General features: G+C 70.8%; 32 protein-coding genes and 1 riboswitch. Of the genes, 16 read left to right on the plus strand and 16 right to left on the minus strand.

Going from position 1 to position 26,994, the window contains the following annotated elements:
- Positions 1-18: 18 nt before the first annotated feature.
- The 5 genes from AC1PZ7_RS18125 to AC1PZ7_RS18145 are packed head-to-tail and all read right to left on the minus strand — an operon-like array spanning position 19 to position 2,316.
- On the minus strand, positions 19-435 hold the full coding sequence (locus AC1PZ7_RS18125) for a DUF6691 family protein (protein ID WP_482356580.1): 417 nt from the start codon (positions 433-435) through the stop codon (positions 19-21).
- A gap of 4 nt (positions 436-439) precedes the next feature.
- Positions 440-868 (minus strand): YeeE/YedE family protein, encoded by a 429-nt coding sequence (locus AC1PZ7_RS18130; RefSeq protein ID WP_482356581.1) that lies wholly within the window; start codon positions 866-868, stop codon positions 440-442.
- On the minus strand, positions 861-1,208 hold the full coding sequence (locus AC1PZ7_RS18135) for an ArsR/SmtB family transcription factor (protein WP_482356582.1): 348 nt from the start codon (positions 1,206-1,208) through the stop codon (positions 861-863). Before AC1PZ7_RS18135 ends, AC1PZ7_RS18130 begins: the two co-directional genes overlap by 8 nt.
- A gap of 2 nt (positions 1,209-1,210) precedes the next feature.
- Positions 1,211-2,092, minus strand: a complete 882-nt coding sequence (locus AC1PZ7_RS18140) for an MBL fold metallo-hydrolase (RefSeq protein WP_482356583.1) — start codon at positions 2,090-2,092, stop codon at positions 1,211-1,213.
- A 20-nt stretch (positions 2,093-2,112) separates the two neighbouring features.
- Positions 2,113-2,316: a YgaP family membrane protein gene (locus AC1PZ7_RS18145; RefSeq protein ID WP_482356584.1), complete on the minus strand. Its 204-nt coding sequence runs from the start codon at positions 2,314-2,316 to the stop codon at positions 2,113-2,115.
- A gap of 264 nt (positions 2,317-2,580) precedes the next feature.
- Between AC1PZ7_RS18145 and AC1PZ7_RS18150 the strand changes: the two genes are divergently transcribed.
- On the plus strand, positions 2,581-3,264 hold the full coding sequence (locus AC1PZ7_RS18150; protein WP_482356585.1) for an SH3 domain-containing protein: 684 nt from the start codon (positions 2,581-2,583) through the stop codon (positions 3,262-3,264).
- A gap of 82 nt (positions 3,265-3,346) precedes the next feature.
- On the opposite strand, the gene AC1PZ7_RS18155 is transcribed toward AC1PZ7_RS18150, so the two are convergent.
- The 3 genes from AC1PZ7_RS18155 to AC1PZ7_RS18165 form a co-directional block, all read right to left on the minus strand.
- Positions 3,347-3,943 (minus strand): hypothetical protein, encoded by a 597-nt coding sequence (locus AC1PZ7_RS18155; RefSeq protein ID WP_482356586.1) that lies wholly within the window; start codon positions 3,941-3,943, stop codon positions 3,347-3,349.
- 83 nt (positions 3,944-4,026) lie between these two features.
- Positions 4,027-5,358: an ATP-binding protein gene (locus tag AC1PZ7_RS18160; protein WP_482356587.1), complete on the minus strand. Its 1,332-nt coding sequence runs from the start codon at positions 5,356-5,358 to the stop codon at positions 4,027-4,029.
- A gap of 15 nt (positions 5,359-5,373) precedes the next feature.
- Positions 5,374-6,090: a response regulator gene (locus AC1PZ7_RS18165; RefSeq protein ID WP_482356588.1), complete on the minus strand. Its 717-nt coding sequence runs from the start codon at positions 6,088-6,090 to the stop codon at positions 5,374-5,376.
- A gap of 253 nt (positions 6,091-6,343) precedes the next feature.
- Here AC1PZ7_RS18165 and AC1PZ7_RS18170 point away from each other — a divergent pair, with 253 nt between their 5' ends.
- The 4 genes from AC1PZ7_RS18170 to AC1PZ7_RS18185 are packed head-to-tail and all read left to right on the plus strand — an operon-like array spanning position 6,344 to position 9,727.
- Entirely contained in the window at positions 6,344-6,601 is a 258-nt protein-coding gene (locus AC1PZ7_RS18170) for a cysteine rich repeat-containing protein (RefSeq protein WP_482356589.1), read from the plus strand.
- A 44-nt stretch (positions 6,602-6,645) separates the two neighbouring features.
- Positions 6,646-7,848: an efflux RND transporter periplasmic adaptor subunit gene (locus AC1PZ7_RS18175; protein WP_482356590.1), complete on the plus strand. Its 1,203-nt coding sequence runs from the start codon at positions 6,646-6,648 to the stop codon at positions 7,846-7,848.
- Positions 7,845-9,005 (plus strand): ABC transporter permease, encoded by a 1,161-nt coding sequence (locus AC1PZ7_RS18180; protein WP_482356591.1) that lies wholly within the window; start codon positions 7,845-7,847, stop codon positions 9,003-9,005. The genes AC1PZ7_RS18175 and AC1PZ7_RS18180 overlap by 4 nt, the downstream gene beginning before the upstream one ends.
- A complete protein-coding gene (locus tag AC1PZ7_RS18185) occupies positions 9,002-9,727 on the plus strand; it encodes an ABC transporter ATP-binding protein (RefSeq protein WP_482356592.1) in 726 nt (241 codons plus the stop codon). The genes AC1PZ7_RS18180 and AC1PZ7_RS18185 overlap by 4 nt, the downstream gene beginning before the upstream one ends.
- A 16-nt stretch (positions 9,728-9,743) precedes the next feature.
- Here the strand turns inward: AC1PZ7_RS18185 and AC1PZ7_RS18190 are convergent, their stop codons facing one another.
- The 6 genes from AC1PZ7_RS18190 to AC1PZ7_RS18215 form a co-directional block, all read right to left on the minus strand.
- A complete protein-coding gene (locus AC1PZ7_RS18190) occupies positions 9,744-12,026 on the minus strand; it encodes a TonB-dependent receptor (RefSeq protein WP_482356593.1) in 2,283 nt (760 codons plus the stop codon).
- A 132-nt stretch (positions 12,027-12,158) separates the two neighbouring features.
- Positions 12,159-12,554: a DUF2946 family protein gene (locus tag AC1PZ7_RS18195; protein ID WP_482356594.1), complete on the minus strand. Its 396-nt coding sequence runs from the start codon at positions 12,552-12,554 to the stop codon at positions 12,159-12,161.
- A 137-nt stretch (positions 12,555-12,691) separates the two neighbouring features.
- Entirely contained in the window at positions 12,692-13,222 is a 531-nt protein-coding gene (locus tag AC1PZ7_RS18200; RefSeq protein WP_482356595.1) for a response regulator transcription factor, read from the minus strand.
- Complete coding sequence (locus AC1PZ7_RS18205) at positions 13,219-14,499, minus strand: ATP-binding protein (RefSeq protein WP_482356596.1); 1,281 nt, start codon at positions 14,497-14,499, stop codon at positions 13,219-13,221. The genes AC1PZ7_RS18200 and AC1PZ7_RS18205 overlap by 4 nt, the downstream gene beginning before the upstream one ends.
- 337 nt (positions 14,500-14,836) lie before the next feature.
- Positions 14,837-15,184 carry a hypothetical protein gene (locus tag AC1PZ7_RS18210; RefSeq protein ID WP_482356597.1) on the minus strand — a complete coding sequence of 116 codons (348 nt, stop codon included), beginning with the start codon at positions 15,182-15,184 and terminating at the stop codon, positions 14,837-14,839.
- A gap of 15 nt (positions 15,185-15,199) precedes the next feature.
- A complete protein-coding gene (locus AC1PZ7_RS18215; protein ID WP_482356598.1) occupies positions 15,200-15,457 on the minus strand; it encodes a hypothetical protein in 258 nt (85 codons plus the stop codon).
- A gap of 121 nt (positions 15,458-15,578) precedes the next feature.
- On the opposite strand from AC1PZ7_RS18215, the gene ccoN reads away from it, so the two are divergent.
- From ccoN to AC1PZ7_RS18270, 11 genes are read left to right on the plus strand one after another with little or no spacing between them, the layout of a single operon-like run.
- On the plus strand, positions 15,579-17,051 hold the full coding sequence (ccoN, locus tag AC1PZ7_RS18220) for a cytochrome-c oxidase, cbb3-type subunit I (protein WP_482356599.1): 1,473 nt from the start codon (positions 15,579-15,581) through the stop codon (positions 17,049-17,051).
- Positions 17,052-17,062: 11 nt separating this feature from the next.
- Positions 17,063-17,818, plus strand: coding sequence for a cytochrome-c oxidase, cbb3-type subunit II (gene ccoO, locus AC1PZ7_RS18225; protein WP_482356600.1), 756 nt, complete (start codon positions 17,063-17,065; stop codon positions 17,816-17,818).
- Positions 17,819-17,820: 2 nt separating this feature from the next.
- A complete protein-coding gene (locus AC1PZ7_RS18230; protein ID WP_482356601.1) occupies positions 17,821-17,988 on the plus strand; it encodes a cbb3-type cytochrome c oxidase subunit 3 in 168 nt (55 codons plus the stop codon).
- Positions 17,975-18,844 carry a cytochrome-c oxidase, cbb3-type subunit III gene (ccoP, locus tag AC1PZ7_RS18235; protein WP_482356602.1) on the plus strand — a complete coding sequence of 290 codons (870 nt, stop codon included), beginning with the start codon at positions 17,975-17,977 and terminating at the stop codon, positions 18,842-18,844. Before AC1PZ7_RS18230 ends, ccoP begins: the two co-directional genes overlap by 14 nt.
- The gene (ccoG, locus tag AC1PZ7_RS18240) at positions 18,844-20,313 is read left to right on the plus strand and encodes a cytochrome c oxidase accessory protein CcoG (RefSeq protein ID WP_482356603.1); all 1,470 of its coding nucleotides are present in this window, start codon (positions 18,844-18,846) and stop codon (positions 20,311-20,313) included. Before ccoP ends, ccoG begins: the two co-directional genes overlap by 1 nt.
- Positions 20,310-20,786 (plus strand): FixH family protein, encoded by a 477-nt coding sequence (locus tag AC1PZ7_RS18245; RefSeq protein ID WP_482356604.1) that lies wholly within the window; start codon positions 20,310-20,312, stop codon positions 20,784-20,786. Before ccoG ends, AC1PZ7_RS18245 begins: the two co-directional genes overlap by 4 nt.
- A complete protein-coding gene (locus AC1PZ7_RS18250) occupies positions 20,783-23,008 on the plus strand; it encodes a heavy metal translocating P-type ATPase (RefSeq protein ID WP_482356605.1) in 2,226 nt (741 codons plus the stop codon). Before AC1PZ7_RS18245 ends, AC1PZ7_RS18250 begins: the two co-directional genes overlap by 4 nt.
- The gene (ccoS, locus tag AC1PZ7_RS18255; RefSeq protein ID WP_482356606.1) at positions 23,008-23,184 is read left to right on the plus strand and encodes a cbb3-type cytochrome oxidase assembly protein CcoS; all 177 of its coding nucleotides are present in this window, start codon (positions 23,008-23,010) and stop codon (positions 23,182-23,184) included. Before AC1PZ7_RS18250 ends, ccoS begins: the two co-directional genes overlap by 1 nt.
- Positions 23,162-23,791 (plus strand): hypothetical protein, encoded by a 630-nt coding sequence (locus AC1PZ7_RS18260; RefSeq protein ID WP_482356607.1) that lies wholly within the window; start codon positions 23,162-23,164, stop codon positions 23,789-23,791. Before ccoS ends, AC1PZ7_RS18260 begins: the two co-directional genes overlap by 23 nt.
- A gap of 8 nt (positions 23,792-23,799) precedes the next feature.
- Positions 23,800-24,495 carry a sulfite exporter TauE/SafE family protein gene (locus AC1PZ7_RS18265; RefSeq protein ID WP_482356608.1) on the plus strand — a complete coding sequence of 232 codons (696 nt, stop codon included), beginning with the start codon at positions 23,800-23,802 and terminating at the stop codon, positions 24,493-24,495.
- A 28-nt stretch (positions 24,496-24,523) separates the two neighbouring features.
- Positions 24,524-24,760 (plus strand): hypothetical protein, encoded by a 237-nt coding sequence (locus tag AC1PZ7_RS18270; RefSeq protein ID WP_482356609.1) that lies wholly within the window; start codon positions 24,524-24,526, stop codon positions 24,758-24,760.
- Between the two features lie 46 nt (positions 24,761-24,806).
- Here AC1PZ7_RS18270 and AC1PZ7_RS18275 read toward each other — a convergent pair whose 3' ends face one another.
- Positions 24,807-25,484, minus strand: a complete 678-nt coding sequence (locus AC1PZ7_RS18275) for an energy-coupling factor ABC transporter permease (protein WP_482356610.1) — start codon at positions 25,482-25,484, stop codon at positions 24,807-24,809.
- 36 nt (positions 25,485-25,520) lie between these two features.
- A riboswitch (cobalamin riboswitch) is annotated at positions 25,521-25,741 on the minus strand.
- Positions 25,742-25,791: 50 nt separating this feature from the next.
- Entirely contained in the window at positions 25,792-26,931 is a 1,140-nt protein-coding gene (locus AC1PZ7_RS18280) for a cytochrome-c peroxidase (RefSeq protein ID WP_482356611.1), read from the minus strand.
- Between the last annotated feature and the right edge of the window lie 63 nt (positions 26,932-26,994).

Below are 26,994 nucleotides of genomic sequence, written 5' to 3' on the forward strand. Positions count from 1 at the left end.
TGCGTTCAGCCCTTGCGCTCAACCCTTGCGTTCGGCCAGCAGCCGGGCGGCCCACATGCCCGCCAGCATGATCGGGACGAAGACCAGCGTTCCCGGCGCGCCGAGGCCGAGCGCGGTGAAGGCCGGGCCGGGGCAGAAGCCGCCGAGCCCCCAGCCGATGCCGAACAGCGCCGGGCCGACGATCAGCCTTGCGTCGATGTCGGTGCGCGTCGGCACCTGGAAGCGCGTGGCGAGCAGCGGCGCCGGCTGCGCCAGCACCAGCCGGAAGCCGATGAAGGCGACGATCACCGCCCCGCCCATGACGAAGGCCAGCGAGGGATCGAACGTGCCGAACAGGTCGAGGAAGTTCAGCACCTTGGCCGGGTTGCTCATGCCGGAGACGACGAGCCCGACGCCGAACAGCAGGCCGAGGCAGAGATTGACGAGGATCGACATGGCGTCAGGCTCCGACCACGTGGCGCATGACATAGACCGTCGCAAAGCCGGTAGCCATGAAGACCGCGGTGGCAATGAACGAGCGGCGCGACAGCCGCGCGAGGCCGCACACGCCGTGGCCCGAGGTGCAGCCCGAGCCCCAGACCGAGCCGAAGCCGACCAGCAGGCCGGCGACCGCCATCAGCGGCAGATTGGACGACACGGTCTGCACGACCGGCCCGCCGGTGGCGGCCGCGAACAGCAGCGGCGCGGCGACGAGGCCGGCGACGAAGGCGAGGCGCCCGCCGAAGCCGCTGTCGCCATAGGGCGGGAAAAGCCGGCTGGCGATGCCGCTGATGCCGGCGATGCGCCCTTCCAGCAGCATCATCAGCACGGCGCTGAGGCCGATGATGACGCCGCCGAGAAAAGAGGCGACGGGAGTGAACTCAGTCATGATCTTCCTGCCTTCCGCTGGCCGCCCCTGGCGCGCAGAACAATGCATGCATGGTGGTGATGAAGGTCTCGACGCGCGGATCGGCCAGCCGGTAGAAAACCTGCTTGCCCTCCTTGCGGCCGATGATGAGCCCCGCCTCGCGCAGCGCGGCGAGCTGCTGCGACAGGCCGGGCTGGCGGATGCCGAGAAGCTCCTCCAGCTCGCGCACGGAGCGCTCGCCGTCGACCAGCGCGCAGGCCACCAGCAGGCGGTCGGGGTTCGACAGTTTCTTGAGGAAGGCCGAGGCCTCGTCGACCCGCGACTTCATGTCGGCGGCTTCGCAGGTGAGCTTGTCGAGCATCGTCAGTCCCAGGCGGCGCCCTTCAGCAGGTCGAGCGGGATCTTGAGATAGCGGACCCCGTTCGATTCCGGCTCAGGCAGCCGTCCTCCGTTGGTGTTGATCTGCAACGACTGCAGGATCAGCTTGGGCATGGCAAGGCTGCGGTCGCGCGCCTCGCGGATGGCGACGAACGTCTCCTCGGTCCTGCAGCGCGCCAGGTGAATGTTGTGCGCCTTCTGCTCGGCCACCGTCGATTCCCACATCGGCTCGCGCCCGCCCGGCTGGTAGTCATGGCCGGTGAAGATGCGGGTCTCGTCGGGCAGCGCCAGAATGTCCTGGATCGACGCCCACAGCACCTTGGCGCTGCCGCCGGGAAAGTCCGCCCGCGCCGTGCCGCTGTCCGGCATGAACAGCGTGTCGTGCACGAAGGCGGCATCGCCGATCACATAGGTGACCGAGGCCAGCGTGTGGCCGGGCGAGAACATCACCCTGGCCTCGATGTCGCCGACCTTGAAGCGGTCGCCATGGGCGAACAGGTGGTCCCATTGCGACCCGTCGGCGGGGAAGTCGGGCCAGTTGTAATAGCCCTTCCACAGCGTCTGCACGTCCTTCACCCGCTCGCCGATCGCCGTCGGCGCGCCGGTCTTCCCTTTCAGGTACCGGGCGGCCGAGAAATGATCGGCGTGCGGATGGGTATCGAGGATCCACTCGACCGTGTAGCCCTTGGCCCGCACGAAATCGAGAATCCGGTCGGCGTTGAGCGAGGCGGTCTGGCCGGATTTCTCGTCGAAATCATAGACCGGGTCGACGATGGCGCATTTGCCGGTCGCCGGATCGGCGACGACATACTGGATCGACCAGGTGCGCGGATCGAAGAACCCGGTCACTTCGGGCTTCTGGATCATGGCTTGTTCCCGTACGGCCGTCACTTGCGCCCGGTGAGCGGGCAGGTGGAAAGGCCGAGGATCGAGTAGAGCGGGCAGTTGCCCATCAGCGCGGTCAGCAGCGGCACGAGGCCGACGAGGCCGATCCAGCGCAGATTGCCTTCCAGGACGAAGATCAGCGACAGCAGGACGAGGCCGAGGACGATGCGAACGGCCTTGTCGACGGGTCCGATATTGCGGGTCATGGCTGTGTTCCCTGGGCGCGGCAGGTCCATTCCCGCCGCTTCTCCAGATAATATGATTGCAAAAAAATGCAATCGTAATGTTGCAAGTATAAATGCGTAGGCCGCCCGGCGAGGGTCGCCCCGTTTGGCGGCCCGCACGGCGCCAAGAGCACCTCTGTCACAAATTGAAACATCGCCGAGACAGCCCGGCGACTGCCGGCGCCTAGCAAGGAGGCTGGACGAAACCCTGCGCCGCGCCGCGGCGTCACCCCAAAGGATTCCGCCATGCTCAGGAAGCACGCCATCGCCGCCGCGACCTTCGTCGCCCTGGCCCTTGCCGGCGCCACGGCCGGCAGCGCCGCCACGACGGCGGTCGCCACCGCCAACGTCAATCTGCGCGCCGGCCCGTCGACCGCCTACCCCGCCGTCGCCGTCGTGCCGGCGGGAACGCCCATCACCACCTTCGGCTGCGTCACCGGCTACAGCTGGTGCGACGTCGGCTTCGGTCCCTATCGCGGCTGGGTGGCGGCGAGCTACATCCAGGTCGTCTATCGCGGCGCGCCGGTGGTGCTCACCGCGCCGGTCGCCCCCGTGCTCGGCATCACCGTCATCAGCTTCAACCGGGGCTACTGGGACACCTATTACCGCGCCTACCCCTGGTATGGCCGCTGGGCCGCCTATCCTCCCTATGGACCGCCGCGGATCACCTCGGCCAACCGCTCCGTCACTTGCGCCGGCGGCGCCTGCGTCGGCATCAGCGGCGCCACCGGCCGCTATGGCGGCTCGACGGCGCAGACCCGCGCCTGCACCGGCGGCGCCTGCACCTCCACCCGGATCACCGAAGGCCCCAATGGCGGCACCGCGGCCCGCACGCGCAACTGCGCCGCCGGACAGGGCTGCACCACCAACCGGGCGGTCATCGGGCCGAATGGCGGGGTCCGCACCGGCTCGCGCAGCTTCCATCGCTGATCGCCGACCCGGGCACCTGAACGACGAAGGCCGGGAGCGTACTCCCGGCCTTTTTCTCATGCGCCACGCGTCGCGCCCGCCCTCAGAGCGGGGCGCCGAAGCTCTCGCCGCGCCGCCATTCGATGACATGCGCCACCCGCTCGACCAGCCGCGCCTGCATCTTCGCCACAAGCGCCAGTTGCTCGGACGTGAGCGTCGCCTTGAGGGCGTCCGCCGCCTCTTTCAGCCGCTTCGCCCTGTCGGCCCGTTCGAGGGCGGCATCGGCGATGTCCCGCACCAGATCGAACGCCTCGGCCTTGGCCCGCTTCTCCGGGTCGAGCCAGCGCTGCACCCGCTCGCCGGACGGCACCATGGCGACCAGCGCGCTGGCATAGGCGCGCCACGCCTCGGCCTGGTCCGGCCGGATGCCGAGCACGGTCTCCTGCGCCGCCAGCAGCACGCCGGCCATGATGCGCACCCCGACCGGATCGAGCATCGGCCCCGGGCCGGCATCGAATCCGGGCGGCTCGCAGGACCATGGCCCGGCCGGCTCGGCGACGGCGTCCTGCGCCGCGGCCCGGCCGGGCGCGCCGGCGAGGCCCGCCGCCGCGAGCAGCGCGGCGGCGACCGTACCGGTGCCGACAAGCCTCGCCAGCCGCGCGGGAACCAGGGGCTTTCGCTTCGGGAACGGCTCTCTCATGGCTTTCATCCTTCTGCCGTTGAGGAGCCGGCACATTGCGCGGCCAAGGTCTCGCGCATCGCGCGGGAAGATGTCGATTTGTATCAGCCGGCGTTTCGCCCGGCCGTCGGCAGGCGGACGTGCACGGCAAGCCCGCCATGGCGGCTGTCGGCAAGCGCGATGCTCCCGCCATGGCGCTCGACGATGCGCCGGACGATGGTCAGGCCGAGCCCGGTGCCGCCGCTCTCGCGGTTGCGCGAGGCGTCCAGCCGGTAGAACGGCTCGAAGACGCGCGCGCGCTCCACCGCCGGAATGCCGGGCCCCTCGTCCTCGATGACGAGAACCGTCGCGTCCGGCCCGGCCTCGATCCGCGCATGGGCCCGCTCGCCATAGCGCAGCGCGTTCTCGACGAGATTGGCGCAGACGCGCTGCATCGCCTTCTCACTGAGGGCGACGGCGACCGGTGCCTCCGGCAGGTCGAGCACGATGCGCCCGGCCGCGTCATGGCCCGCCCGCTGGCGTCGCAGCACGCCGGCGAGGTCGCACGCCGCCGGCCCGGACGGCGCGAAGGAATCCTGCGCGAAGTCGAGCGTGTCCTCGATCAGCGCCTGCATCGCCTCGACATCGGTGATGGCGCCGGCCCGGTGCCGGTTGTCGGGCATCATCTCGACGCGCAGGCGCAGCCGCGTGAGATAGGTGCGCAGATCGTGCGAGATCGCGCCCAGCGTCAGCGTGCGGTTGCGCAGCAGGTTGGCGATGCGCTGTTGCATGGCGTTCACCGCGCGGATCAGGGTGCGCAGCTCCGGCGCGCCGCGCTCGGGAACGACCACCGGAGCGACACCCTCGCCCACCTTGTCGACCTCGCGGGCGAGGCGGGTCAGCGGCTTCATCTCGCGCGCCACCGCGATCAGCGCCGCCACCGCCACTAGCACGCCGAACAGCCCGGCGAAGAAGCCGATCGGCACGCCGAGCAGGCGCACCGTCACCCGGTCGCGCACGTCGAGCCAGAGATAGCCGCCCGAAGCGAGTTGCACATAGACGCTGAGCGTGTCGCCCTGCCCGCTCTCGACATGACCGTCGCGGCGCACCCGGACATCCCGGTCCGGCATGCCGCGCAGGCTGAGCGCCGCGCGGATCGACCGCTGCACCCTCGCCAGCTCGCCGGGGCCTGCGAGGCCCGTCGGCAGCTCCGGCACGAGGGACACGGTGCGCCCGTTCTCGGAGAACGCCTCCAGCACCGCCGGGCGCAGGGACGCGGGCGCCTCGTCGACCAGCCAAACGAGCGAGGCGACCTGGCGCGGCAGCGAGGGCGAGCGTTCATCGAACTCGCCGCGCCCGCCCGGAAAGCCGAAATAGAACGCCAGCACCAGAAGCTGGATCGCGAACAGCGCCAGCGCGACGATGAGGACGATGCGTGCGAGCAGGCCGAGGCGCATGGCTACCCCCGCTCCTCACGCGTCGCGCACGTCGGCGGAGAACAGATAGCCGACATTGCGCACGGTGGTGATCGGCTGCTCGTCCTCGGCGAGGCACTGGGCGAGCTTGGCGCGCAGCCGCGACACGGTGACGTCGATGGTACGGTCGAACGGTTCCGCCGTGCGCCCACGCGTCCAGTCGAGAAGCTGGTCGCGCGAGAGCACCCGGCCCGGCCGTTCGAGGAAGCAGACGAGCAGGTCGAACTCGGCGGTGGTGAGATTCACGCGCTGGCCCGCCGCGTCCTCGACGATCCGGGCATCGAGATCGGCGACCAGCCGGGCGAAGCGCCGCCGCCGCCGCTCGGGAATGCCGGAGGCGAGCGCGCCGGAGGAGCGGCGCAGCAGGGCGCGGATGCGCGCCAGCAGTTCGCGCGGGTTGAACGGCTTGCCGAGATAGTCGTCGGCGCCGATCTCCAGCCCGACGATGCGGTCGATGTCGTCATGCTTGGCGGTCAGCATCAGGATCGGCACGCGCGAGCGCACCCGCAGCCGCCGGCAGATCGACAGCCCGTCCTCGCCCGGCAGCATGATGTCGAGGATGAGAAGGTCGGGCATGCCGCGCAGCAGCGCGCGGTCCATCAGCGCGCCGCTTTCCACCGCCTCCACGCTGTAGCCCTCGGCAGTGAGGAAATCGACGAGAAGGCCGCGAATGTCGCGGTCGTCCTCAACCAGCAGCAATCGTTCCGCAGTCATGGCGAAGGCATGACAGGGGCGGAGGCCACCGGCAAGGGGCGCCGGGCCGGCGGATACAAACTGTAACGAAATGGCCCCGCGCCGAGACATCGGCGCAAAGCGGGCGGCGCATCTTCCCGTCGTGCCGCCGTGACCCACACCCCTCGGCGGCCTGCGGGGAGCCACCCGCCCGCGCACTGGAGCCCTCCCGGCCGACCGCCCCAAACCGGGCGGGCTCCAGTGCCAGCCCTCACTCAGATAAGGAACCGACATGATGGACCGTGGCTTTTTCATGCGTGCCGCGCTGGTTCTCGTCTTCGCCGCCATCGCCGGCACCGCGTTCTCGCAGAATCTCTCGCGCGCGCAGATGCAGGCGCTGCGCAATGCCTGCGCGGCGGACATCAAGGCGGTGTGCCCGGGCGTGCAGCCGGGCGGCGGACGCATCCTCGCCTGCATCAAGGCCAATCCGGACAAGATCTCCCAGCCCTGCATGGACGCGCTGATGACCGCCAGGGCCGCGCAGGCGCAGTAGCGCGGCCGGCCATCGCGGATCGAGAGGGTTGCGGCAGGCAGGCGATGAACATCCAGCCCGATCTCGACCAGTTGCTGGCGCTCGCGCCGCCGCCCGCCCGTCCACGCTCGCACCGACGCCTGCGCCGCGCCCTTCTGGCCGCTCTGCTCGCCGCCCTCGCCGTCGCCGGTCCGCGCTATCTCTATCCCTATGAGGTGAGAGGCGAAACCATGCGGCCGGGCAGCCTCGTCATCGAGCTCAGCGGACCGGGCACGCTGGACGCCCTGACGCAAGCCGCCGTCGGCAGCCGCATCCAGGCCCGCATCGAGACGCTCGCGGTCGACCGCAACGACGTGGTGGCCCGGGGCGACGTGCTGGCCCGCCTCGCCTTTGACGACCTCGCCGGCGAGCTCGCCGCCGCCGAGGCGAGCGCGCATGCCAGCGAGCGGGCGGTCGAGACGGCGCAGGCCGAGCGCGACCACGCCCGCGCGGCCCTGGACAAGGCGCGGGCGACGCATGAGCGCCAGGTCGCGCTCCTCGCCAAGGGCGTGGCCAGCCAGGCCGGGCTCGACGATGCCGCCGCCGCCTTCCGCCAGGCGCTGGCGGATGTCACCCGTGCCGGGCGCGCCATCGCGCAGGCCGAGGCCGAGCGCGAGGCGGCGCATGCCCGCGTCGCGGTCGCGCGGGCCCAGCTCGACGACAGCGTGCTGCGCGCGCCCATCGACGGCGTCGTCGTCTCGCGGGTGCATCATGCGGGCGAGGTGCTCCCCGCGGGAGCGGAGCTGTTGCGCATCGTCGACCCGGCGAGCCTCGTGCTCACCGCCCGGCTCGACGAGAGCGCCATCGCCTCGGTGCAGCCCGGACAGGCCGCTCATGTCCGCTTCAGCGGCTCCGGCGCGCCGATCGCCGGCCGTGTGCTGCGCCTCGGCCGCGAGGTGGACGAGGAGACGCGGGAATTCGAGCTCGACATCGCCCTCGACCGCCTGCCGCCCAACTGGGCGCTCGGGCAGCGCGGCACGGTGCGGATCGCGGTCGAGGAGCGCCGCGACGTGCTCACCGTGCCGCAGGCCTTCCTCGCCCGCCGCGACGGCGTGCCGGGGCTCTGGATCGCGCGCAACGGGCGGGCGCGCTGGCAGGCGGTCACGCTCGGCCCTGCCGGCGCCGCGCGCGTCGAGGTGAGCGGCGGCCTTCAGGCCGGCGACACCGTGCTCGCGCCGGAGGGGCTGCACCCCTTCATGCGCCTGCGCATCGCCGGAGCGACGTCATGAACCTCGCCTTCAAGGATGCCGTCCATTCGCCGGCCCGCTTCGCGCTGACGGCGTTCGGCGTCGCCCTGCTGATGACGGCGGTGATCGGCATGACCGGGCTCTATCGCGGCGTGGTCGAGGACGCCCTCCTCGTCATCGAGCGCATCGACGCCGATCTGTGGGTGGTGCAGGGCGAGCGCGCCGGCCCGTTCGCGGAAGGCTCCGCCGTCGCGCCGGATATGGACCGCCGCGCCGCAGGCGTGCCGGGCGTGGCCGATGTGCGGCGCTTCGCCCAGTTCAGCCAGCAATTCACCGTCGAGGGCGCGTCGCGCCGCGCCACCATCACCGGCATCGACACGCCCGCCGACGACGGGCGCTGGCTCCCCCTCGCCGCCGGCCGCTGGCTCGGCGCCAGCCGCTACGAGGCGGTGGCGGACGAAAGCACCGGCCTTGGCATCGGCGACCATGTTGAGCTGGCGCACGATGTCTACGAGATCGTCGGCACGACGCGGCACATGGTGGATTCGGCCGGCGACGGGCTGTTCTTCGTCGGCATCAACGATGCCACCGCCATCGCCCAGCGCCGCACGTCCGAGGCCGTGCACCTCGCCCGCGCCGCACGCGACGAGGCCGGCGCGGCGCGCGGCGGCAGCTCGGTCGCGCAGGAGAGCAAGATCGCGGCGGTGCTGGTACGGCTCGATCCGGCGGCCGACCCGGCCACCGTCAGCGCGGCGATGCAGCGCTGGGGCGACGTCCGGGTGCTGACGACGCAGGAGCAGCGCGACCTGATGCTGAACGCGCGGCTGTGGAAGCTGCGCCTGCAGATCCTCGCCTTCACCGGGCTGATCCTGCTCATCACCGCGATCGTGGTGTCGCTGATCGTCTACACGATGACGGTGGAGAAGCTGCACGAGATCGCGCTGCTCAAGCTGATCGGCGCGCGCGAGAGCGTGGTCGCGGCCATGATCGGCCAGCAGGCCGGGCTGATCGGCCTCGCCGGCTTCGTGCTCTCCATCGGCGCCGCCTGGCTGCTCTTCCCGCTGTTTCCACGCCGGGTGGTGATGCTGCCGGGCGACCTCGCCTGGCTCGGCCTCGCGCTGGCGCTGATCTGCGCGGCGGCGGCATGGATCGGCATCGCCCGCGCCTCGCATGTCAGCGCCCGCGAGGTGCTGTCATGAGCGCGCCGGCGGTTCTTTCAGTGCGCGGGCTGGCGCGCCATTACGCCAGCCCGGCCGGGCTGGTGCGGGCGCTCGACGGGGTCTCGCTCGACATCCATGCCGGCGAGTTGGTCGGCATCTTCGGGCCGAGCGGCTCGGGCAAGAGCACCTTCCTGATGCTGGCCGGACTTCTGGAGACGCCGAGCGCGGGAGAGGTCTGGCTTGCCGGGGAGCGCGTCTCGCACCCGGCGGCCGATCTCGACCGGCTGCGCGCCGTCCGCCGGCACCGCATCGGCTTCGTCTTTCAGCGCGCCAACCTCATTCCGTTCCTGTCGGCGGCGGAGAATGTCGCCCTCGGCCTCGAACTCGCCGATGTGGCGCCCGCCGACGCGCTCGCCCATGCGCGGCGGCTGCTCGCCGCGCTCGATCTCGCTCCTCGCGGCGACAGCCCGCCCGCGCGGCTGTCCGGCGGCGAGCAGCAGCGCGTCGCGGTGGCGCGGGCGCTGGCCAACGGCCCGCCGCTGATCCTGGCGGACGAGCCGACGGCCGCGCTCGACAGCGTGCGCGGCCGGCAGGTGATGGAGCTGTTCCGCCGCATCGCCGCCACGCAGGGCACCGCCGTCGCCGTGGTGACGCACGACCCGCGCGCCATGGAACTGTTCGACCGCGTGATCCGCTTCGAGGACGGACGTATCGTCGGGGCGGCCGGCACCCCGGCCGCCCCGGCGATCACCGCGCCATGAGATGCGCCGGCGCGCCCTAGAAGGCGATGGTGAGGCGGGCGTTGAACGAGCGGCCCGGCCCGGCGACGCCGTAGCCCCATTCCGGCGACGTGCCCATCATCGAGGACACCTGGTAGTTCACCAGATTGGCGCCGCCGAGCGGCAGGTCGTATTCGGTGTCGAAGACGTTCTCGACGCCGAGATCGATCTTCATCTGGCCGAGTTGGTAGCTGGCGCGCAGGTTGAACAGGGCATAGGCGTCGGTCTCCAGTTCGTTGTGCACCTCGCTCACCTCGGTCTTGGCGCCGACGAGCTGCACTTCCGCGCTGGTCGTCCAGTTGCCCAGCACATGGTCCAGCGCCAGCGTCGCGTTGACCGGCATGATGTGGTAGAGGTTCACGCCGTCGACCCGCTGCCCGCGCACGAAATTCAGATTGCCGCGGAACTGGCCCTGGCCATAGGTCGGGCTGTCCCACAGCGCCAGCTTGCCGTCGATGTTCACGCCATAGAGATAGGCGTCGTAATTGGCGAACTGCAGATAGACGAAGCCGTCGGTCGCGGTCAGGTTGTCCGGCAGGGTCTTCAGGCACCCCGGCAGCGCGCAGCGGCGCACGTCGATATAGTCCTGCACATAGCTGTAATAGGGCGAGACCCTGACTTCCCACGCCTTGCGCACCGGATCGCGCCACGTCGCCGTGAAGGCGGCGGTGTGGGCCTTTTCCGGCTCCAGGTCGATATTGCCGACATAGCCGTTGCCGTCGCCGAACCAGCCGATCATCTTCATCGCCATGGCGCTCGTCGACCACGCATAGCGCTCGTAGAGATTGGGCGAGCGGGTCTTGCGGGCGAGCCCCAGCTCGAACTGGCTGGCCTCGTCCGGCTGGTAGCGCAGGATGGCGGAGCCGTCGATATTGACGTCGGTGCGGGCGTGGTCGAGGGCGTTGAAGGCGGCGGCGTTGGCGCCGTACATCATCTCGTTGTAGCCCTGCACGTCGCCGGTGTTCATCCACACCACGTCGTTGCGCACGCCGAGAATGCCGGTCCACTGTTCGGAGAACTGGCGCTCCCACTCGGCGAAGACGCCGACGCGCAGGCGCTGGCCGTCATTGATGTTCCAGAAGGTGTCGGGGCCCATCATCATCGAGCCCTCCACCGGCGGCCACCAGTCGTCGAGCGTGTTGTAGTAGAACTCGTTGCCGATGCGCACGGTGTCGATGCCGGTCGGGGTGAGCGTGCCCGCGATGCGGTAGCCCATGTCGGAGCTGCGCGTGTCCATCGGCATGTCGCCGTCCTTGTCCGGCTCGATGAAGCCCATGGTGTGGCGCACGCGGTTGTAGAACGCCGTCGCCTCCAGCTGGCCCCAGTCGAAGTCGCCCTCATAGGCGCCGTTCACGAAGAAGCTCTTGTTGTCGACCATGTCCATGTACTGGTTGACATAGCCCTGGTAGGGAATGAACTGCCCGCCCAGCTGGAAGGTCACGAGCCCCTCGTCCAGCTTCTTCGACAGGCTCAGCGCGTGGTTCTGGGTCTCGTACATGGTCGACTTGATGGTCGTGCCGTTGCCGGACTGGTAGTCCTCGGCGCGGACCCAGCCGCCGGTATAGTTGACGCTCGAATCCTCGTTCGACGCGCTGGCGTTCACATCGACGCCATAGGCGTTGCCGTTGCTGCGGTAGAAGCCCGACACGCTGCCCGAGAAGGTCACTTCCTGCCCGGGCGTGAAGGTCGGGGGCGCGAGGGTGACGTCGATCTTGGCGCCGGTGTAGTCGCCGCCCACGCTGACCGGCGCGGTGCCCATATAGACCTGCACCTGCGAGATCATCGCCGGATTCACGTAGGAAAGCGGCGGATTCATCATGTTCGGGCAGGCGGGGCCGAACAGCATGCCGCTGATCGACACCTGCACCTGGTCGGCGCTCATGCCGTTCACCGAAGGCAGGCTCGACACGCCGCCCGCACCCCACGAGGCGCCGCCCGGAATGCCGTCGATCAGCGCGCCGGAATCGCTCGTCCACAACGTCGCATTGGCCGCCTCGATGTGGGAGATCGTCGCGGTGTCGGCGGGCACGAAGCCCTCATAGGACACGTCCAGCGGCCCCGTTTGCGCCGTGCCGTCGGCCGGCCGGACCACGTTGATGGTCGGCAGTTCGTCGGCCGCGGCAGCCGCCGCGTCCTGGGCGGGGGCATCCTGAGCATGGGCGCGCGAGGCGAGCGCCGGGGCGAGGCACAGCAGCGCCAGCGCCGGGCAGACCAGCGCCGTCGACCGGCGCAGCAGCGGGCGCCACGACGGCGCGCGGGTGGAGAAGAGGTGAGAGTTCATGGCGTTTCCATCGGTCGACGGATGTCCGGGACGGCGCGCGGCACAGGCGTGCACGCGCGCGGCGCCGCGACGGGCTCCGGTTTTTCGAGAAGAAGCGGCGACGCGGCGGGTCCGCCGCCACGCGCCGTTGCGTCAGGACGTCGAGGAAACGGCGGGTGGCCCGCGCGGGCGATGCGCGGCGCGCGCGACGAGGGCGGCGCGGGCGGGACGCGCCTCGGGCCGCCAGGCGATGGCGAGCGCGGGACGCTCGGAAAGGGCGAAGGACAGCGGCGGCGGTGGTGGGGCGATGTCGGCGCGCAGCGTGCAGAGCGGGCAGTGGGCGACCGTCCGGCCGCCACCCTCGCCGTCATCGGCAGGCCCGGACGAGACGGCGGCGTTCAGGCAATATTGCGCGGCGGCCAGCGGCGACAGCCCGACGACGCGCGCCGCGAACATGCTGGTCAGCAGCACTTGCAGGACAAGCGCGTACGCGACCGTCAGCGCGACGGCCCGCACAGCCAACAGAACTCGCCCCGAGCGCACAGCCATCCCACAGAATCCCCACGGGGATAATGCCACCTGACGCACGGTCGCGACAGCGTTAACAGGTGGTTACCGGCCACCTTGGACAATTTGTCCAAGGTGGCCCAACCCGGACGACTTCGTCGCGCGGGGGGCGCCGGCGCTCACTTCACCGGCCGCTTCTCCAGCTTGCGGGCGAGCGTGCGCCGGTGCATGCCGAGCCGGCGGGCGGCCTCGGAAATGTTGAAGTCGGTCTCCACCAGCGTCTCGTGGATACGCTCCCATTCGAGGTTCTTCAGCGAGGTCGGGCGCCCGTCCAGCGGCACCGACACATCGCCCTCGACCCGCTCGAACGCCTTCTCGATGTCGTCGGCATTGGCGGGCTTTGGCAGGTAATGACAGGCGCCGAGCTTGATCGCCTCCACCGCCGTGGCGATGCTGGCGAAGCCCGTCAGCACCACGATCCGCATGGCAGGATCATGGGCGTGCAGCGCCTTCACGCAATCGAGGCCGGATTCGCCGGCGAGCTTGAGGTCGACCACCGCATAGGCCGGGTTCGTCGCCTGCAGCAGTGCCGTCACCTCGGCGAGGCCGGCGCAGTGCATCACCTCGTAGCCGCGCCGTTCGAAGGAGCGCTTGAGCGTGCGCGCGAAGGTGCCGTCATCCTCGACGATCAGCAGCGGGCCACCCCTCATGCGGCCTCTCCCGACAGCGCCGCCAGCGGCAGGCAGAGCTTCACGCAGGCGCCGCCCTCCGGCCGGTTGCCGGCTTCCACCGCGCCGCCGAGCCGGCGCAGCACGTTCACCACCAGGAACAGCCCGAGCCCGGCGCCCGCGCGCGCCTTGGTGGAGCGGTAGGGCTTGCCCAGCTCGGCGCGGATGTCGGCGGAGAAGCCGGGGCCGCGGTCGCTCACCTCGACGCACAGAATGCCCTCGCATCGCTGGGCGCGCAGCCCCACCCAGTCGGGCGAGGCCTCAAGGGCGTTGTCCAGCACGTTGAAGAGCACCTGCTTCAGCGCGAGGTCGGAGACCACCGGCACGTCCGGCTCGAAGGCGTTGTCGTAGTCGAACGCCGCCGGCGAGCGGATCGCCCGCCAGTCGGCCACCGCCTCGTCGAGGAAGGCGCGCACGCTGGTGCGGATCGTCCCCTCCCCGCGCGCCTCGCCGGAGGAGAGCAGGATGCCGGTGACGATCGACTTGCAGCGGGCGAGCTGGTTCTGCATCTCCACCATGTCCTGCATCAGCTCGCCGTCGCGGGCGAGCGTGGGCATCTTCTCCCAGTCGTTGAGGATCACCGAGAGGGTGGAGAGCGGCGTGCCCAGCTCATGCGCCGCGCCGGAGGCGAGCAGGCCCATGCGCACGATGTGCTCCTCCTCCGCCGACTGCTGGCGCAGCTCCGCCAGACGCGCGTCGCGGGCGCGCAGATTGGCGTTGATGCGGATGATGAACAGCACCAGCAGGCAGGCCGACAGCACGAAGCAGATGAACATGCCCTGTATGTGCAGGTTCCAGAACCCGCCGAGATGGCTGTGCGTCATCTCGATGTCGCGGTGGAACGCGGTGAGGCCGACGAAGCAGAGGCTGGTGATCGCCACCAGCGACCAGACCGACCACGCCTCGAGCAGGATGGCGCCGAGGATCACCTGCAGCAGGAACAGCGAGATGAACGGGTTGAGCGCCCCGCCGCTGAGATAGAGCTGCACGGTCAGCGCGGCGACGTCGAGCAGCAGTTCGAGGAACAGTTCGGTGTTGGTCACCCATTCGCGGCGGCGGTAGCGCAGCAGGCTGACGAGGTTGAGCCCGACGAGGAAGGCGATCACCGCCAGCATCGGCGCCAGCGGCAGCGCGATGGCGAGCTCGAAATGGACGACCCAGATCGTCACCAGCTGGCCGATGGCCGCGATCCAGCGCAACTGGATCAGCAGCAACAGGTTCTTCCTGTCGCTGGTGTCGCCTGTCGAAACCGGAGCCAACCGAGACGCCTCCCGCTGCGCCGATCAGCCCCTCAATCAGCCTGTGACGCGACACTGCCCTTCTACCACGGCGGTTGTCCGCCCGGCAGCGGGCACACTCTTACCCGCATGCCGCTTCTAGGACGAGCGTGCATTGACGCCCATTGGGCATTCTGTCCAAGGGCGCGCTGCCCGGCATGCTGCTACGTAGTTTCACCGAACCACCTGACACGCCTGTCCTCCGACCGGCGTGAGGACGACTTATTGCGCCCGTTCGGCGTCGATCCGGGAAACGCGCATGTATTCGCTCCGCGCGCCTTGCCGCGCACCTGCCGCCAATACCCGTCGCCCGGCCTACTCAGGGTCGGAGAACGACGCGAGGACTGCCCTCCTGCGCCCCTTTTCCGGCGCGTATCCGCGCGAATACCGGACGCAGGAACGGACGCGGCGTGCGGCGGCGGCGGCCGCCCTCCGGCCCGTCCTTGTCCTCGCCCAGCAGCATGATGGCGAAACCCATCTGCACGCTGCCGAAGGTGATGCCGACCGCGCAGGTCAGCGCCACCAGCGCGACGAGGCCGGAGGAGGACTGCGTCACCAGCGTGCCGAGCCGCGCCACGTCCAGCAGCACCAGCGCGCCGACGAAGAGGATCGCCAGCCCGAGGCCGATCAGCGCGTGGCGCATGAGGAAACGAACGAGTTGGGGCATGGCAGCCTCCCCCTGTCAGGAGCGCACGGCCGGACGGCGCATCAGGCTCACCGCCTCCGCCGCGCACATGCCGCCAGCATAGACCGCCAGCAGGCCGGTGAAAACGGCGAAGCCGGTGTCCCGCGCGGCGGCGAAGCCGGCCAGGGCGAGCAGCGCCAGCCCGCCATGTGCGATGCCCAGCCACCAGCCGACCGCTTCGCCGCGCCGGCCGAGCGCCGCGTAGCCGCCGACCACGGCGAGCAGAGCGAGGCCGAGAAATCCTGCCGAAGACATGCCAATTCTCCATTGCGCATCGAAGTATCAACAAATAATTCCACCGCAAACAGCACCATGTCAATGAGTATATCTATAAATACTCAAACCAATACATACGAATACAAGGACGCTTTCTGAAATGGACGCGGTCGCAAGCTGGGCGCCGGCCGCCCGCTCCCAGACTATTCCGCAATATAACGAGGCGATCATCCGCCGCTTCGCGGTGGCGACAGTCGCCTGGGCGCTGTTCGGCTTCTCCGCCGGCGTCATCGTCGCCGCGCAGCTCGCCTTTCCGCATCTCAATTTCGGCGAGTACCTGACCTTCGGCCGGCTGCGGCCGGTGCACACCTCCGGCGTCGTCTTCGCCTTTGGCGGCAACGCGCTGATGGCCGCCTCGCTCTATGTCGTGCAGCGCACCTGCCAGGTCGGACTGTGGGGCGGGCCGCGCCTGGCCAACTTCCTGTTCTGGGGCTACCAGGCGTTCCTCGTCATCGCGCTGTCGGGCTACATGCTCGGCATCACCCAGAGCCGCGAATATGCCGAGCCGGAATGGTACGCCGACATCTGGCTGACGCTGGTGTGGGTGACCTATCTCGCCATTTTCGTGGGCACGCTCGCCCGCCGGCGCGAGCCGCACATCTATGTGGCGAACTGGTTCTTCCTCGCCTTCATCATCACCGTGGCGGTGCTGCACCTCGTCAACAACCTCGCCATGCCGGTCTCGGTGGTGGGAACGAAGAGCTATTCGGCCTTTTCCGGCGTGCAGGACGCGCTGGTGCAGTGGTGGTACGGCCACAACATCGTCGGCTTCTTCCTCACCGCCGGCTTCATCGGCATCATGTATTATTTCGTGCCGAAGCAGGCGGGGCGGCCGATCTATTCCTACCGGCTGTCCATCGTCCATTTCTGGGCGCTGATCTTCCTCTACATCTGGGCCGGCCCGCACCACCTGCACTACACCTCGCTGCCCGACTGGACGCAGACGCTCGGCATGGCGTTCTCGATCATGCTGTGGATGCCCTCCTGGGGCGGCATGATCAACGGCATCATGACGCTGTCCGGCGCGTGGGGGAAACTGCGCACCGACCCGATCCTGCGCTTCCTGGTCGTGGCGGTGGCGTTCTACGGCATGGCCACCTTCGAGGGGCCGCTGATGGCGCTGAAATCGGTCAACTCGCTCAGCCACTACACCGACTGGACGGTCGGCCATGTGCATTCGGGCGCGCTCGGCTGGGTCGCCTTCATCTGCTTCGGCGCGCTCTACTACATGGTGCCGCGCCTGTGGCAGCGCCCGCTCTGGTCGCACCGGCTGGTGGAATGGCACTTCTGGATCGCCTCCATCGCCATCGTCCTCTACATCACCGCCCTGTGGGTCGCCGGCATCGCCCAGGGGCTGATGTGGCGCGCCTATGACGCCTTCGGCTTCCTGCAATATTCCTTCGCCGACAGCGTCGCCATGCTGCACCCCTATTACGTGATCCGCCTGGTCGGCGGGGTGCTCTACCTCGCCGGCGGCGTGCTCATGGCGATCAACTTCGTCATGACCATCCGCCAGCCCGCCACCGTCCGCGAGCGCCCCGCGCCGCAGGCGGTGCCGGCCACGGCATCGTGAGGGAGGCGGGCATGGCATCGCATCCGCACAAGGCCCCCGGGGATCACGCCCCGACCGGCCACGCCATCATCGAGCGCTCGACCACGCTGCTCTTCGTGTTGACGCTGCTGGTCATCCTGGTCGGCGGGCTGGTCGAGATCGTCCCGCTGTTCAAGCTGGAGACCACGGTGCAGCCGGTAGAGGGCGTGCGGCCCTATTCGCCGCTCGAACAGATCGGCCGCAACATCTACACGCGCGAGGGCTGCTACACCTGCCACAGCCAGCAGATCCGCCCGTTCCGCGACGAGGTGGAACGCTACGGCCACTACTCCGTCGCCGCCGAGAGCATGTACGACCACCCCTTCCTGTGGGGCTCGAAGCGCACCGGGCCGGACCTCGCCCGCGTCGGCTCGAAATATTCCAACGCCTGGCACGTCGCCCACATGGTCGACCCGCGCAGCGTGGTCACCGTGTCGATCATGCCGGCCTACCCGTTCCTGAGGGACCGGGACATCGACGCGGACGGCTTCGCCGCCCATATGCGCGCGCTGCGCGAGGTCGGCGTTCCCTACACCGACACCATGATCGCCCGCGCCGGCGACGACATCCGGGCGCAGGCCAGCGGCGAGGACGCGGACGGGCTTCTGGCCCGCTACCCCAAGGCGCGCCTCGGCGATTTCGACGGCCAGCCCGAGCGCATCACCGAGATGGACGCGCTCATCGCCTATCTGCAGGTGCTCGGCACCATGGTCGACTTCTCCAACGTCAAGCTGAGCGGGGGCAACTGACCATGCCCGAGAGCCTCATCGTCTTCGCGCTGAAATACTGGCTCGTCGCCGCCGTCGCGCTGTTCCTCGCCATCCTCGTGCGGGCCTTTCGCCCCGGCGCGCGCGCCGAGATGGAACGCCATGCCCGCATTCCCTTCGCCATCGAGGAGGACGGCGATGGCCGCGCCTGAACGCGATCCGCTCACCGGCTACCACACGACCGGCCATGAATGGGACGGCATCAAGGAACTCACCACGCCCATCCCGACCTGGTGGGTGACGGTGTTCCTCGGCTCCTGCTTCATCGCCATCGTCTATATGTGGCTGTTCCCCTCCTTCGCCACGCCGACGGGCTACTTCAAGGGCCAGCTCGGCTGGACCAGCCGCGGCCAGCTCGCCGAGGAGATGGCGGCCGGCCGCGCCGCGCAGGCCGACTGGCGGCGCCTGCTCACCGACACGCCTCTGGAAGAGGTCGAGAGCAACCCGGACCTGCGCCGCTTCGCCATTGCCGGCGGGCGCGCCGCCTTCAACGAGAACTGCGCGCCCTGTCACGGCGTCGGCGCGGGCGGACAGATCGGGCAGTTCCCGGCGCTGGTCGACGACGACTGGCTGTGGGGCGGCACGCTCGCCGACATCCACCAGACGGTGCGCTTCGGCATCCGCTCCGGCCATGAGGAGACGCGCGACAGCATGATGCCGGCCTTCGGCGAGATGCTGTCCCCCGCCGAGATCGACTCCATCGCCGACTATGTGCTCGCCCTTTCCGATCCGGGCAGCGAGGCGACCCGCGCGGCGCTGCCGGGCGCCGCACTGTTCGAGACCAATTGTTCGGCCTGCCACGGCGTGGCGGGCGAAGGCGGGCGCGACTTCGGCGCACCGAAGCTCAACGACGCCATCTGGCTCTATGGCGGCAGCAAGGACGCCATCAAGCGGCAGATCACCACTCCCCGGATGGGGGTGATGCCCGCCTTCGCCACCAAGCTCGATGCCGAGACGCTGCGCATGCTGGCGCTCTATGTCCACTCGCTGGGTGGAGGCGAACGCTGATGCCGGCAACAGCACTCCAGGGCCTCGCCCCCGCCCGCGACATCGTCCGGCCGGAGATTCCTCACGCCGTGCGCGGCCGCTTCCGGAGCGTCAAGACGGCGCTCACCTGCGGCATGCTCGGCTTTTTCTTCCTGATGCCCTGGCTGCGCTGGGACCGCGGGCCCGGCCTGCCGGGACAGGCCATCCTGTTCGACCTCCCGGGCCGGCGGCTGTTTGTCTTCGGGCTGGAGTTCTGGCCGCAGGACCTGCCGATCGCGGTCGGGATGATGATCTTCGGCGCCCTGGCGCTGTTCTTCGCCACCACGCTGGCCGGCCGCGTCTGGTGCGGCTTCGCCTGCCCGCAGACCGTCTGGTCCGATCTTTTCTTCGCCGCCGACCGGCTGATCGTCCGTCTCGTCGGCAAGGGGCCGATGGAGCGGCGCCTGCGCACGGCGGCGTGGCTGCTGATCGCGCTGGCCACCGGCTTCGGCTTCACCGCCTATTTCATCGACGCCCCGACACTCCCCGGTCTCGTGCTGGGCGGGCGGGCGCCGGCCATGGCCTATGCGACGATCCTCGTGCTCACCGGCACCACATGGCTGCTCGCCGCCTATGCCCGCGAGCGCGTGTGCCTGCACATGTGCCCGTGGCCGCGCTTCCAGGCGGCGCTGCTCGATCCGCAGAGCCTCGTCGTCACCTATCAGGACGGACGCGGCGAGCCGCGGGGCCGCAAGCGCACGCCGCTGCGTCCCGATCTCGCGGATCTCGGTCTCGCCGGCACGGGGCTCGCGGCCCTGACCCGCGAGGCCGCGAGCTACTCCGGCGAGGTGCGCGGCGACTGCATCGACTGCACGCGCTGCGTCACCGTCTGCCCGACCGGCGTCGACATCCGCCGCGGCCTGCAGATGGGCTGCATCGGCTGCGGCCTGTGCATCGACGCCTGCAACGAGGTGATGGCCCGGCTCGACCGGCCCGCCGGGCTGATCCGCTTCGATGTCGAGGACGCGCTGCGACGCCCGGGCTTCGCCGCGCCGCGCCTCGCATGGCTGCGGCCCAAGGCGCTCGCCTTCGGCCTTGCCGCGCTGTTCGCGCTCGGCCTGTCGGGCTACGGCATGGCGACGCTGGCGGATGTCACCGCCCATGTCGAGCCGCAGCGCAACCCGCCCTTCGTGCAGCTCTCCGACGGCTCGGTGCGCAACGACTACGCGCTGCGCCTCGCCCATCGCCGCGGCGGGTTGGACGCGGTCGCCCTCCATGTCGAGGGGCTGGAGGGGGCCGAGCTGCGCCTCGGCACGCAAGGGGGCGCCCCGGCGCGCGCGCTGCGCGCCTCGATCGGCGCCGGCCGCAGCCTCGACGAACGGCTGCTGATCAGCCTGCCGCGCCGGGCCGCGCCGCAGGGCCGCGCCGACATCGAGGTGGTGCTGACCGACCCCGCCAGCGGCGAGGAGCTGGGACGCGTCGCCACCTATTTCTGGGGGCCGGAACGGTGAGCGATCCCCGGACGGACGCCGCGCCGCGCCGCGACCTGTGGATCCCGGCCTGCTTCGTGCTGTTCTTCGTCGCCCTTGCCTGCCTGCAGCTGTGGTTCGTGCTGCTCGCCAACCGCAGCTTCACCGGGCTCGTCACCGATCCCCGGACGCCGGCCGCCTCGCATGCGCCGGTGCACGATCCCGGCTGGTCGTCGCGCCTCGCCTTCACGCCGACCGGCCCGCTGGCGGGGCGGCTGACGCTCATCCTGCGCGAGGCCGGCGGCGGCGCGCTGGAGCCGGAGCGGTTGATCGCCACCGCCGAGCGCACGACGCGCTTTCCCCAGCTCCTGCCGGTCGATTTCGAGCGCCGGGCGGACGGCGCCTACACCGCAGACCTCAAGCTGCCGCTGGCCGGCGACTGGGCGATCCGGCTGACGCTGGTCAAGGGCGGCGAGCGGGTCGAGCGCATCGAGATGGTGGAGGTCCTGCCGTGAGCCTCGCCTGTGCCGGCGACCTGCCGGGCGTCCTCGCGGCCACGGCGGACATGCGCTCCATCGCCGGCTTCGTCGAGCCGCAGGGCGAGGAGGCCGGCCACCAGCGCCTCAACCTCGTCGTCGACGGCGCCCATTGCGCCGCCTGCATCGCCGCCATCGAGGACCGGCTCCATGCCGACCCGGCGGTGACGCAGGCGCGGCTCAATCTCAGCCTGCGCCGCCTCAGCGTCGAATGGCGCGGCGAGGCCGGCCATGCCGACGCGCTCGCGCGCTCGGTCGAGGCGCTGGGCTACAAGGTCGCCCCCTTCGATCCCGCGCATCTGTCGCGCATCGACGAGGCGACGGGGCGCGAGCTGCTGCGCGCGCTCGCCATTGCCGGCTTCGCCGCGTCCAATGTGATGATGCTCTCGCTCGCCGTCTGGGCCGGGCAGGCGCAGGACATGGCCGCCGCCACCCAGCATCTGTTCCAGTGGCTGGCCGGGCTGGTGACGCTGCCGGCGGTCGCCGTGGCGGGGCGTCCGTTCTTCCGCTCGGCACTCCGTGCCGTGCGCGCCGGGCGCACCAATATCGACGTGCCGATCGCCCTCGGCCTGCTGCTGACCACCGCGATCAGCGTCATCGAGCTCGCCCGGCACGGGCGGGACGTCTATTTCGACAGCGCGGCGGCGCTGCTCTTCGTGCTGCTGATCGGGCGCTATCTGGACTTCCGCGTGCGGGCCCGCTCGCGCGGCGCGGTCGAGCGGCTGCTGATGCTCAAGGCGCACGGCGCCGCCATCTGCCGCGCCGATGGCGGCATCGAGGTGCTGCCCGCGCACCGGGTCGTGCCCGGCATGATCGTGCAGGTAGCGCCCGGCGAGCGCGTGCCGGTGGACGGCTTCGTCGTCGCGGGCCGCTCCTCGCTCGACGTCGCCATCGTCACCGGCGAGAGCCTGCCGGTCTCCGTCGGCCCCGGCGCGCGGGTTCTGGCCGGCAGCGTCAACGGCGCCGCGCCGCTGCGCCTGCGGGCCAGCGCCGGCGTCGAGGACAGTCATCTCGCCGAGATCGTGCGGCTGGTCGAGGCGGCCGAGCGCACGCGCGGGCCGGCGGTGACGCTCGCCGACCGCGTGGCGCGCATCTGGACGCCGCTCGTCCACGCCGCCGCGCTGGCGACGCTGCTCGGCTGGTGGCTGCTCGCCGACGCCGGCTTCGCGGCGGCGCTGCTCAACGCGGTGAGTGTGCTCATCATCGCCTGCCCCTGCGCCATCGGCCTCGCGGTGCCGGCGGTGCAGGTGGTGGCGACCGGCGCGCTGCTCCGGCGCGGCGTGCTGCTGCGCGCGGGTGACGCGCTGGAGCGGCTCGCCGCCATCGACCTCGTCGCCTTCGACAAGACCGGCACGCTGACGCGCGGCGAGCCGCGCCTCACGGCGATTCCCGAGGACCCCGAGGCGCTCCGCCTCGCCGCCGCGCTGGCCGCCGCCAGCCCCCACCCGGCGGCGCGGGCGCTCCATGCCGCCTGCCCGCAGGCCGCGCCGCGCGCCGGCTGCGAGGAAGTGCCGGGCGAGGGCCTCCGCGCCCTCACCCCGGCGGGCGAGGTGCGGCTCGGCCGCGCCGCGTTCTGCGGTGTGGCGGACGGCGAGGACGCGGCCAGCGAGATCTGGCTCGCGCGCCCCGCCCATGCCCCCGTGCGCTTCACCTTCGAGGATGCGCCGCGCCCGGAAGCCGCCGCCGTCATCGCCGCCTTCCGCCGCGCCGGCATGGCCTGCGCCATCCTCTCCGGCGACCGCCCGGCGGTGGTCCGGCGGGTTGCCGGGGAGCTCGGCGTCGAGCGGGCGGAAGGCGGCCTGCGGCCCGGCGACAAGCTCGCCCGGCTGGTCGCGTGGCGCGCCGGGGGGCGGCGCGTGCTGATGGTCGGCGACGGGCTCAACGATGCGCCGGCGCTCGCCGCCGCCCATGTCAGCGCCGGCTTCACCCATGGCGCGCCGGCCAGCCAGAGCGCCGCCGACATCGTGCTGCCGGGCGGCGACCTCGCCGCCCTTACCCACGCCTGGCGGGCCGGACGGCGGGCGCGCCGGGTGATCCACCAGAACCTCGCCCTCGCCGCGCTCTACAACATCGCCCTCATCCCGGTGGCGATCCTCGGCCTCGTCTCGCCGCTCGGCGCGGCCATCGCCATGGCGGCAAGCTCGCTCACCGTCACGCTCAACGCGCTGCGCGCCGGCGAGCCCGTGGCGCGGAGGCCCTGATGGACGCCCTCCTCTTCCTCGTCCCCATCGCCCTGGCGCTCGGCGGCTTCGGCCTCGCCGGCTTCTTCTGGACGCTGCGCGCCGGCCAGTATGACGACCTCGACGGCGCCGCCGTCCGCATCCTGCTCGACAATGATTCCACGAGGCCACCCGATGACCCTGTCCGTTCACGATGATGCCGCCATCCCGGGCACGGCGGCCGGAAGCGGGGCCGCCGGCATCGACCTGCCGCGCGTACTGCCCTTCCTCCTCAACCTCGCGCTTGTCGGCGCGCTCGGCTTCTATCTCGGCGGATGGCCGGGGCTGGCCGCCGGGGTCGGCGCGCTGCTCGCCCTGTTCGGCTTCTTCGTCCTCGCCCGCCGCATCGGGCGGCAGCGCGAACAACTGGCCGGACGGGCAAGGACGGTGGCGCGCTTCCTGCGCCCGGTGGTCGGGCTGGCGCTCCTGCCCTTCGTCGCGCTTCTCACCATCGCCGTGACCTTGGCCCTGTTCGCCTTCGACCGAACGCTCGGCCGGCTTGCCCTGCCGGACGCCATGCCCTCGTTCTCGCCGCGCGCGCTGGCGCGGCGCGGGCTCGGCTTCGCGGCCGGCTTCTTCTCCGCCGAGAGCCTGCCGATGACGGCGGTGAATGCCCTGCTGCTGCTGGTGCTCGGCTGTCTGGCGGTCGGCATCGAGGTGGCGTTCTACGCCGCGCTGGCGGCCGTGCCGGTGATGATCTGCACCATGATGATGGTGGCGGTGGAATCGAGCCGCGAGCCGGAAGACGGCCCGGCCGGCAGCTGAGCGACGCGATGACCGACCTCTCCTTCGTCGGCGGCCTCCTGCTCGGCCTCGCCAGCAGCCTGCACTGCGCCGGCATGTGCGGGGGCATCGCCTCCGGCCTCGTCTTCGCCTTCGATCCGCAAGGCGGCCGTGCCCGGCAGGCGAGCGTGCTGCTGGTCAGCCAGATCGGGCGCATCGCCTCCTATGTGCTGGCCGGCACGTTTCTCGGCGCCGTCGGCTCGGAATTCTACGGCGCCTTCAACCACGCGGCCGCGCATCTCGTGATGCGCTGGGCGGCGGCGGCGGCGCTGGGCTGGATCGGCCTGTCGATGCTCGGCCTCGCCCCGCCGCTGACCGTCGTCGACCGGCTGACCGGGCCAATCGCCCGGCTGGCGCGCCATCCCGGAAGGCTGGCGCTGGCGGGCGGCTATGCCGGGCCGCTGGTCGCCGGCGCGGCCTGGGGCCTGCTGCCCTGCGGCATGGTCTATGGCGCGCTGTTCTACGCCATGCTCACCGGCTCGGGCGGCGGCGGCGCCACCGTCATGGCCGGCTTCGGGCTCGGCACGCTGCCCGCCGTGACGGCGACCACGCTCGGCGTCGCCTCGCTGCGCCGGCTCGCCTTCCTCCCGAGGATCCGCATCGCCGCCGGGCTGGCGCTCATCGCGCTCGCCGCCGCCAGCGCGCTGCTGCCCGCCGCCGCGTGGGAAGGGCTGTGCCTGACATGAAGATTCCGCCATCGCAGGAGAGACGGCCGTGACCGACATGACGCTGCACCCGCTGGCGCAGTTCGCGCTGACCTTCGCCATCGGCGCGCTGGCGGGGGCGGTCTTCATGGCCGGCGTCGCCGCGCTCGGCCTGGAGGCCGTATCCGGCTTTCTCGACATGTCGGGAGGCGGGCTCGACGCCCGCGACGTCACCGCCGTGCTGTGGATCGCCGGTCAGCTGGCGGTGTTCGTCCACCACATAGTGCCGGGCATGCTCAGGGCCTGAGAGGACGCCGGGGAGCCGCCGTGGCGGCACCCCGGAAGAATCGGCATCACGCCGTGTGGTAGAGCCGGCGCTCGAAGATCGGGCTGCCCTTGAGGCCGTTGAGCGCCTTGGCCGCCGCCAGCACGGCGAGGTCGACCAGCGGCTCGACGATGATGACGAGCATGTAGGCGGCGCCGAAGGAGGCGATGGACTGCGCGTTGTCCACCGTGAAGCCATGGCCGTAGAACGCCCAGAACGCCACCCACACGACGATGCCCGCCTGATAGGTGGTCGAGAGCGCCAGCGCCTGGCGGTACTTCAGCTCCACATAGGGGGTGTTCGGCGCGATGACGCGGCTCGCCAGCGCGGTCAGCGCGAACAGCGGCACCAGCAGCGTGGTGACGTTCATGCCGTATTGCGGCAGGTCGAACGGCGCGAAGAACACGCCCTGTATGGCGAGGCCGGCGGCGAGGCCGATGGCGGCCGGCGCGACGCCGAAGATCAGGAACAGCGTCGAGCCGAGGATGAGATGCACCTCGGACACGCCGACGGGATGGTGCGGCAGCAGCTCGAAGAAGGCGAAGACCAGCGCCGTCGTGGCGATGCTGCGCGCCACCAGCGAGACGGCGCCGCGCTCGCGCACCGCGTCGGCGGCGAGCTTGAGCGTGTAGGCGCCGGCGCCGGCGGCCGTCACATAGCTCAGCCAGATCTTTCCTTCGGCCACGAGGCCGGGCTCGATATGCATGGGGTTCTCCTGTGCCGTCTCACCCGACGGCGTGCGGTTGGACCTGTGCGCATGGCCGGTCTCCTGACTCGCGGGTCGCTGCGCGCCTTCCGCCTTCCCGGTCACTCCCCTTTCGGGTCGGGTCCAGTGGCATGATGGAAGGCCGCTCGCCGCTCACAGTCGCGGGGGCGGTTGGGGCTTGGGGCCGGCAGGCCCTTCCCCATTCCCATTTCATCCGGGCGGTTTCCCACCCGGACACCATGTGCGCGGCTACCACGCGCCGGAAGGCCTTCCCTGTCAAGCAATCGCAAGGCGCTATCCGCAGCCGTCACGGCGCGGCGGGCGTCTCCAGCAGCGGCTCGTAGCGCGCGTCGGTCAGCGTCCTGAGGAAGGCGACCAGCGCGTCGATGCGCCGGTCGTCGAGCGCCGGGCCGCTCTCCAGCTCCTTCAGCGACAGCGTTCCGGCGACCTCCGGCCTGTCCCACACGGCGCCGGTCTCGGGGTTGATCTGCCGCGCGGGGGCCGAGGAATTGTACTTGTTGTAGAAGAGGATGACGGTCTTCAGATCCTTGAAGACGCCGTTGTGCATGTAGGGGCCCGTCACCGCCACATTGCGCAGGCCCGGCACCCGGAACTGCCCGTCATGGCGCTTGCCCCCGATGTCCTTGCGGGCGCGCAGGCCACGGTCGACCGGCACCTTCAGCGCGGCATTGGCCGGCGTGCCGATATTGTGGAAGCGGTAATTGGAGAACGTCTCCCCGGCGCCGCCGTTGGGCGTCAGCTTGTGGCACTGGCCGCAATTGGTGAACTGGTTGGAGAAGAACAGCACCCGCCCCAGCTCTTCCTGCGGCGTCATCGTGTAGTCGCCGCGCAGGTAGCGGTCATATCGGGAATCGAACGGCGAGACGGCCGGGCTGCGCTCATAGGCGGCCAGCGCCTCGGCGAGGGCGGCGAAGGCGCGTTCGTCGTCGCCGAACACGTCGGGTCCGAACCGGGCGCGGAAGGCCTCGACATAGGCCGGCTTCTCCTTCAGCCGGGCGACGACGCTGGCCTTGTCCGGCATCGCCATCTCGACCGGGTTGAGCAGCGGCTGGCCGGCCTGCTCGGCCAGCGTCGCCGCGCGCCCGTCCCAGAACTGCCCGCCGACGGGATTGCCCTTGGCATCCTTGCCGAAGCGCGGGATGGAGGCGGCATAGCTCGCGCTCGGCGCGTTGCGCACGCCGTGCGAGACGCCGTCATCGCCGAGCGAGACCGGCCCGCCGCGCGGATCGGCGAAGCCGTGCGCGGGGTCGTGGCAGGTGCCGCAGGACTGGGTGCGGTTGCGCGAGAGGTCGGTGTCGAAGAACAGCGTCTCGCCAAGCGCCGTCAGCGCCGCATCGTCGGCCGGCGGCGTCTCCCCCGCCGGCGCGCCGGAGACGAGAGCCGAGAGAGCGAGAAAGACCGCCGCGAGCGGCGCTGCATGCCTCATCAGGTGCCACCATCGAGCCCGGCGTCGGGCGCGGCGGCCTTTTCCCGCCAAACGCCGGCCCGC

The organism is Ancylobacter sp. TW_SC_1 (assembly GCF_056836805.1).